General features: G+C 76.2%; 5 protein-coding genes. 4 read left to right on the plus strand and 1 reads right to left on the minus strand.

Annotated elements, in window-relative coordinates; all coding sequences use genetic code 11:
- Positions 1-167 precede the first annotated feature (167 nt).
- The 4 genes from rsgA to AB0L21_RS21350 all read left to right on the plus strand — a co-directional run bounded on the left by rsgA (position 168) and on the right by AB0L21_RS21350 (position 4,720).
- The gene (rsgA, locus tag AB0L21_RS21335) at positions 168-1,262 is read left to right on the plus strand and encodes a ribosome small subunit-dependent GTPase A (protein WP_365785666.1); all 1,095 of its coding nucleotides are present in this window, start codon (positions 168-170) and stop codon (positions 1,260-1,262) included.
- 79 nt (positions 1,263-1,341) lie between these two features.
- On the plus strand, positions 1,342-2,739 hold the full coding sequence (locus tag AB0L21_RS21340) for an AlkA N-terminal domain-containing protein (RefSeq protein ID WP_365785668.1): 1,398 nt from the start codon (positions 1,342-1,344) through the stop codon (positions 2,737-2,739).
- A gap of 64 nt (positions 2,740-2,803) precedes the next feature.
- Positions 2,804-3,292 carry a methylated-DNA--[protein]-cysteine S-methyltransferase gene (locus tag AB0L21_RS21345; protein ID WP_365704037.1) on the plus strand — a complete coding sequence of 163 codons (489 nt, stop codon included), beginning with the start codon at positions 2,804-2,806 and terminating at the stop codon, positions 3,290-3,292.
- A 159-nt stretch (positions 3,293-3,451) separates the two neighbouring features.
- Complete coding sequence (locus AB0L21_RS21350; RefSeq protein ID WP_365704035.1) at positions 3,452-4,720, plus strand: SGNH/GDSL hydrolase family protein; 1,269 nt, start codon at positions 3,452-3,454, stop codon at positions 4,718-4,720.
- 214 nt (positions 4,721-4,934) lie between these two features.
- Here AB0L21_RS21350 and AB0L21_RS21355 read toward each other — a convergent pair whose 3' ends face one another.
- Positions 4,935-5,870 (minus strand): helix-turn-helix transcriptional regulator, encoded by a 936-nt coding sequence (locus AB0L21_RS21355; RefSeq protein WP_365704033.1) that lies wholly within the window; start codon positions 5,868-5,870, stop codon positions 4,935-4,937.
- Between the last annotated feature and the right edge of the window lie 130 nt (positions 5,871-6,000).

A 6,000-nucleotide genomic window follows, 5' to 3' on the forward strand; every position in this document is an offset into this window, starting at 1 on the left:
GGTGTGCGGACGCGCGAGCGACGACGAGGAGGTGTCGACAGATGGCTGTCACTGTGCTGGGCGCTGCCCTCATCCAGGAACTCATCAAGTCCACCTCCGTGGCCGCCGGCTGAACCGACCGCGCACCGTACGCGCCTGCCCGGGGCCACCCTTGTGAAGGGTCTCCCTTGACTTCCACCTCCGCTGCTTTCTCCGCACTGGCTCCCTACGGCTGGGACGAGGCCTGGGCCGAGGCGTTCGCCCCGTACGAGACCGACGGGCTGCTGCCCGGACGGGTCGTCCGGGTCGACCGCGGACAGTGCGACGTCGTCACCGCGGACGGGACCGCCCGCGCCGACACCGAGTTCGTCGTGCCCCGCGATCCGATGAAGGTCGTGTGCACGGGCGACTGGGTCGCCGTCGACCCCGGCGGCGACCCCCGGTACGTGCGCGCCTATCTGCCGCGCCGCACGGCCTTCGTCCGCTCCACCTCCTCCAAGCGGTCCGAGGGGCAGATCCTCGCCGCCAACGTCGACCACGCCGTCGTCGCCGTGTCCCTCGCCGTCGAACTCGACCTCGGCCGCGTCGAACGCTTCCTCGCCCTCGCCTGGGAGTCCGGCGCCCAGCCCGTCGTCGTCCTCACCAAGGCCGACCTCGTGCCGGACCCGGTCACCCTGGCCCACCTCGTGCAGGACGTGGAGACCAGCGCGCCCGGCGTGCCCGTCCTCACCGTCAGCGCCCTGCACGGCGACGGACTCGACGTGCTCGTCGCGCTCGTCGGCTCCGGTACGAGCGTGCTGCTCGGCCAGTCCGGCGCGGGCAAGTCCACCCTCGCCAACGCGCTCGTCGGCGCCGACGTCATGGACGTGCGGGCGGCCCGGGACGTCGACGGCAAGGGACGGCACACCACGACCACCCGCAACCTGCTCGCCCTGCCCTCCGGCGGGGTGCTCATCGACACACCCGGGCTGCGGGGCGTCGGCCTCTTCGACGCCGGGACCGGCGTCGGGCAGGTGTTCACCGAGATCGAGGAGCTGGCCGAGCGCTGCCGGTTCCACGACTGCGCCCACGAGTCCGAGCCGGGCTGCGCGGTGCGGTCCGCCGTGGAGAACGGGGAGCTTCCGGAGCGGCGGCTGGAGAGCTACCGCAAGCTGCTGCGGGAGAACCAGTGGATCGTGGCCAAGACCGACGCCAGGGTCCGTGCGGAGCTCCGTCGGGAGTGGAGGCGGAAGGGAGCCGAAGGGAAGGCGGCGATGGAGGCGAAGCGGGGGCGGTGGGCGTAGGGATTCTCCGACCGCGCCCGTCAGCTCCACGTCCGATTTCCGCTGGCCCAGCACCCGTCCCCGCCCCACACTGGACCACGTGAAGGACGAAGACAGCAGGTACGAGGCGGTGCGGAGCCGTGACGGGCGGTTCGACGGGGTGTTCTTCTTCGCCGTCGAGACCACCGGCATCTACTGCCGGCCCAGCTGCCCTGCCGTCACGCCGAAACGGCACAACGTACGGTTCTTCGCGACGGCCGCCGCCGCGCAGGGCTCCGGATTCCGGGCCTGCCGGCGGTGCCGGCCCGACGCCGCGCCGGGCTCGGCGGAGTGGAACGTCCGCGCGGACGTCGTCGGCCGGGCCATGCGCCTGATCGCCGACGGCGTCGTGGACCGTGAAGGCGTCGCCGGGCTCGCCGCGCGGCTCGGCTACAGCGCCCGGCAGGTCCAGCGGCAGCTCACCGCCGAGCTGGGCGCCGGGCCCGTGGCGCTCGCCCGGGCCCAGCGGGCGCACACCGCGCGGGTGCTGCTCCAGACCACCGGCCTGCCGGTCACCGAGATCGCGTTCGCCTCCGGGTTCGCCAGCGTGCGGCAGTTCAACGACACCATCCGGGAGGTGTACGCCGCGACCCCCACCGAGGTGCGGGCCGCCGCCCCCCGGAACCGGGCCGCCCGCCGGGCCGCACCCGGCGCGGGCATCCCGCTCCGGCTCGCCCACCGCGGCCCCTACCAGTCCGCCGCCGTCTTCGACCAGCTCGCGCGGGAGGCCGTACCGGGCGTCGAAGAGGTGACCGGCGCCCCCGGCGCCCGCACCTACCGGCGCACCCTGCGACTGCCGTACGGCACCGGCCTCGCCGCCGTCCAGGAAGGCACCCGCACCCCGCGGACCGGCACCGGCACCCGCCCGGGCGGCTGGCTCGACGCCCGGCTGCACCTCACCGACCCCCGGGACCTCACCACCGCCGTGCAACGGCTGCGCCGGCTGTTCGACCTGGACGCCGACCCGTACGCCGTCGACGAGCGGCTCGGCGCCGACCCCCGGCTCGCCCCGCTGGTCGCCGCCCGGCCCGGGCTGCGCTCACCCGGCGCCGTGGACCCCCTGGAGCCCGCCGTACGCGCCCTGGCCGGCGAACACGGCGCCGAGGAACTGGTGCGCCGGTACGGCAAGGTGCTCGACGCGCCCCACGGAGGCCTGACCCACCTCTTCCCGGAGCCCGCCGTCCTCGCCGAGGCCGAGCCCGGCGGCCCACTGGGCGCGCTCGCCGCCGCCCTCGCCGACGGCACCGTACGGCTGGACCCGGGCGCCGACCGGCACGACGCCGAGGAGGCCCTCCTCGCCCTGCCCGGCATGGACCCGGCCACCGTCGCCACCCTCCGCGTCCGCGCCCTCGGCGATCCCGACGTCGCCCCGCCCGGCACCGACGTCCCCGGCACCTGGCGGCCCTGGCGGTCGTACGCCGTCCAGCATCTGCGGGTGGCGGGGGAGCCGATCCGCTGATCGCCGGCCTGAGCACCGCGATGTCCGCCCGTCCCCTGACCACCGAACCGAGGAATCCGGTCCCATGACCACCGTCTACTGCACTCACCTGGACGCCCCCGTCGGGCGGCTGCTGCTGACCGCCGACGCGGACGGCGCGCTCACCTCGCTGTCCGTGCCCGGGCAGAAGGGAGGCCGGACCGTCCAGGACGGCTGGCGGCACGACCCCGGGCCGTTCCGCGCCGCCGCCGACCAGCTCGACGCCTACTTCGCCGGGGAACTCAAGGAGTTCCGGCTGCCGTTCCGGGCGACCGGCACCGAATTCCGGCAGCGCGTCTGGGCGGCGCTGGACGAGCTGCCGTACGGCGCCACCGCCACCTATGGCGAGATCGCCGCCCGGATCGGCGCGCCCCGCGCCGCCGTTCGCGCCGTCGGCGGGGCGATCGGCGCCAACCCGCTGCTCATCGTGCGTCCTTGTCACCGGGTGATCGGCGCGAACGGAGCGATGACCGGATACGCGGGGGGACTTGAGCGCAAGGTCCGGCTGCTCACCCTGGAGGGCGTGCTCCCCTGACGCGCCGCCCGCCGCGCCCCTGCTCCCCGCCGCGTCACGGCTCCGGGTGCCCCGTTGCGCCGAGCGGGTGGACCGCCGTCGATGTTCCGGCGGCGCGGCCCGCCCGTGTGGCACGGTCGCCTCCGACGGCCGACGGCCGACGGGGAAGGGCGGGCACACATGGCCAAGGTCGTACGGGTCCTCGCGGTCCTCCTCCCGGCACTGCTGCCGGGCCTGAGCGCACCGGCCGTCGCCGAACCGGCCCCGCAGCCCTGGACCGGCAGCTGGGAGACCGCGCCCTCCGGCACCGCCGCCGCGCTGCCCGGCGCCGCCGTCCGCAACGTCGTCCACCTCAGCGTCGGCGGCACCGCGGTCCGTGTCCGGCTCAGCAACCGGCTCGGCACGAAGCCCCTGCGCCTCGGCGCGGTCACCGTCGCGCTGAGCCGGGCGGCAGGCCCCGAGGCCGTACCCGGCACCCTGCGCACCGCCGCCTTCCGCGGCGCCACGGAGCTGACCGTCCCACCGGGCGTGGACGCGGTCACCGATCCGGTGCCGCTGCGCGTACCGGCCGGAGCCGACCTGCTCGTCACCGTGTACACGCCGGAGGACTCCGGGCCCGCCACCTACCACCGCACCGCCCTGCAGACCAGCTATGTGGCCCCGGCCGGCGCCGGCCGGGCCGCCGACGAGGACGGCAGCGCGTACACGGCGACCACCAGCCGCTGGTACTACGTCACCGGCGTCGACGTCCGCGGGCCCGCCGCCGGCAGTGTCGTCGCGCTCGGGGACTCCCTCACCGACGGCAACGGCTCCACCCCGGACACCAACCGCCGCTGGCCCGACCGGCTCGCCCAGCGGCTGCGCGACCAGCGGCTCGGCGTCCTCAACGCGGGCATCGCCGGCAACCGCCTGCTGCTCGACGGCACCGGACCGAGCGCCCTCGCCCGCCTGGACGCGGACGCGCTGGACCGGGCCGGGGTGCGGGTCCTGGTCGTCTTCGAGGGCATCAACGACATCAAGGGCACCCCGGAGGCAAGCGACGCCGCCGCCTTCGCGGACGCCTACCGCACCGTGGTGACCCGCGCCCACGCCCGCGGTGTCCGGGTCGTCGGCGTCACCCTCACCCCGTACGGCGGGCACCCCGCCTGGACCGCTGCCCGCGAGGCGGTACGGCAGCGGGTGAACGCCTTCATCCGGGGCGGCGGCGCCTTCGACGCGGTCGCCGACGCGGACGCGACCGTCCGGGACCCGGACGACCCCGGCCGCATCCTGCCCGCCTACGACCCCGGCGACCACCTGCACTTCAACGACGCGGGCATGGCCGCCGTGGCCGACACCGTCCACCGCGTGCTGACCCGGGGGCCGCTCGCGTCCGACCCGACGGGCCGCGCCCACGCCACGGCGCCGGTCACCCGCACACCACCGCGCCCGCGATCAGCAGCCAGGTGAACGGCTCCGCCGGCACACCGGAGCCGCCCGGTGCGGCCGGCGAGGGCGGAGGACGGCGGCGACGGGGCACCGGGGAGGCACTGGGGGCACGGGGAACGGCGGCGCCGGGCCCGGGGTGCCGTGCCGTCCGGCGTGGGCACCGGGGACGCGGCGGCGGCCGGCGGCGAGCCGGTGGGCTGGTCCGCGCGGCCGGGGGAAGAGCCGGCGGCGGGGTTCAGCCGGTGGTTTCGCGGGTCACCCAGCCGCGTTCCCGGGCGTGCCAGCCCAGTTGCAGCCGGGTCGTCACCCCGGCCAGTTCCATCAGGCGCCGTACCCGGCGCTGCACGGTCCGCAGCCCCAGGTCCAGCTGTTTGGCCACGCTCGCGTCGGTCAGCCCCGCCAGCAGCAGCGACAGCACCTCCAGATCGGTGGCGTCCGGGCCGTCCGGCTGTTCCTCGCTCACCCCGGCGGCGCCGAGCCGCAGCGGCAGCGCCTCCCGCCACACCGACTCGAACAGCCCGGCGAGCAGCTCCAGCAGCCCGCTGGCGTGCACCACCAGCGCGGCCGGCTCCGCCGTCCTCGACGTCAGCGGCACCATCGCGAGCGACCGGTCGGCCACCACCAGCTTCGTCGGCACCCGGTCCACCACCCGCACCCGCTCGTCCCGGCCCAGCGCCGCCGTCAGTTCGGTCAGCCCGTGCGGCAGGTCCAGCACCGCCCGCTCCACCACCACCCGGTAGCGCACCCCGCGCCCGGCCGCCTGCTCCTCCGCGTCGTTCTCCGTCCCGGACACGACCACCGGGTTGCCGGTCACCAGCGCGCACACCTCCTCGGCCGCGCCCAGCTGGAGCTGGAGGAAGCGCTGGGCGACCGCCGAGGCGCCGGTCACCACCTCCACCAGGTCGTGCACCGCCGGTTCGGCCGCCGCCGCCCGGTACTCCTCCGCGAGCAGCACCGCCGCCAGCTCCGCCTTCTCCAGCTCGTGCCGCTGCCGGGTGAGCAGTGCGCCCAGCGCCACCCCGGGCGGAGCCGCCACCCAGCGGCCCGGCCGCGCCGAGGACTGGGCCGCGAGACCCTGCCGCTCCAGCCGGCGCAGAGCCCGCTCGGTGTCGTGCTCGGCCAGCGCCAGGCGCCGCGCCAGATCGGTGACGTCGGCCGCGCCCACGGACACCAGCGCCCGGTACGCCGCCTCGTGTGTCTCGTCCAGCCCTAGGCCCTGTCGTCAAACTCCCGTCTGCCGCGCGACGCCATGCACGCACTCTCGCCGCACCGGGCCCCGACCCAAGTACATCCAGTACGAG

This window comes from Streptomyces sp. NPDC052721 (assembly GCF_040678315.1).
GTDB lineage: Bacteria > Actinomycetota > Actinomycetes > Streptomycetales > Streptomycetaceae > Streptomyces.

Excerpts from the sequence above, each read along its gene's own strand:
- AB0L21_RS21345 (WP_365704037.1), top strand. The coding sequence starts at position 2,804 with ATGACCACCGTCTACTGCACTCACCTGGACGCCCCCGTCGGGCGGCTG.
- AB0L21_RS21350 (WP_365704035.1), top strand. The coding sequence starts at position 3,452 with ATGGCCAAGGTCGTACGGGTCCTCGCGGTCCTCCTCCCGGCACTGCTG.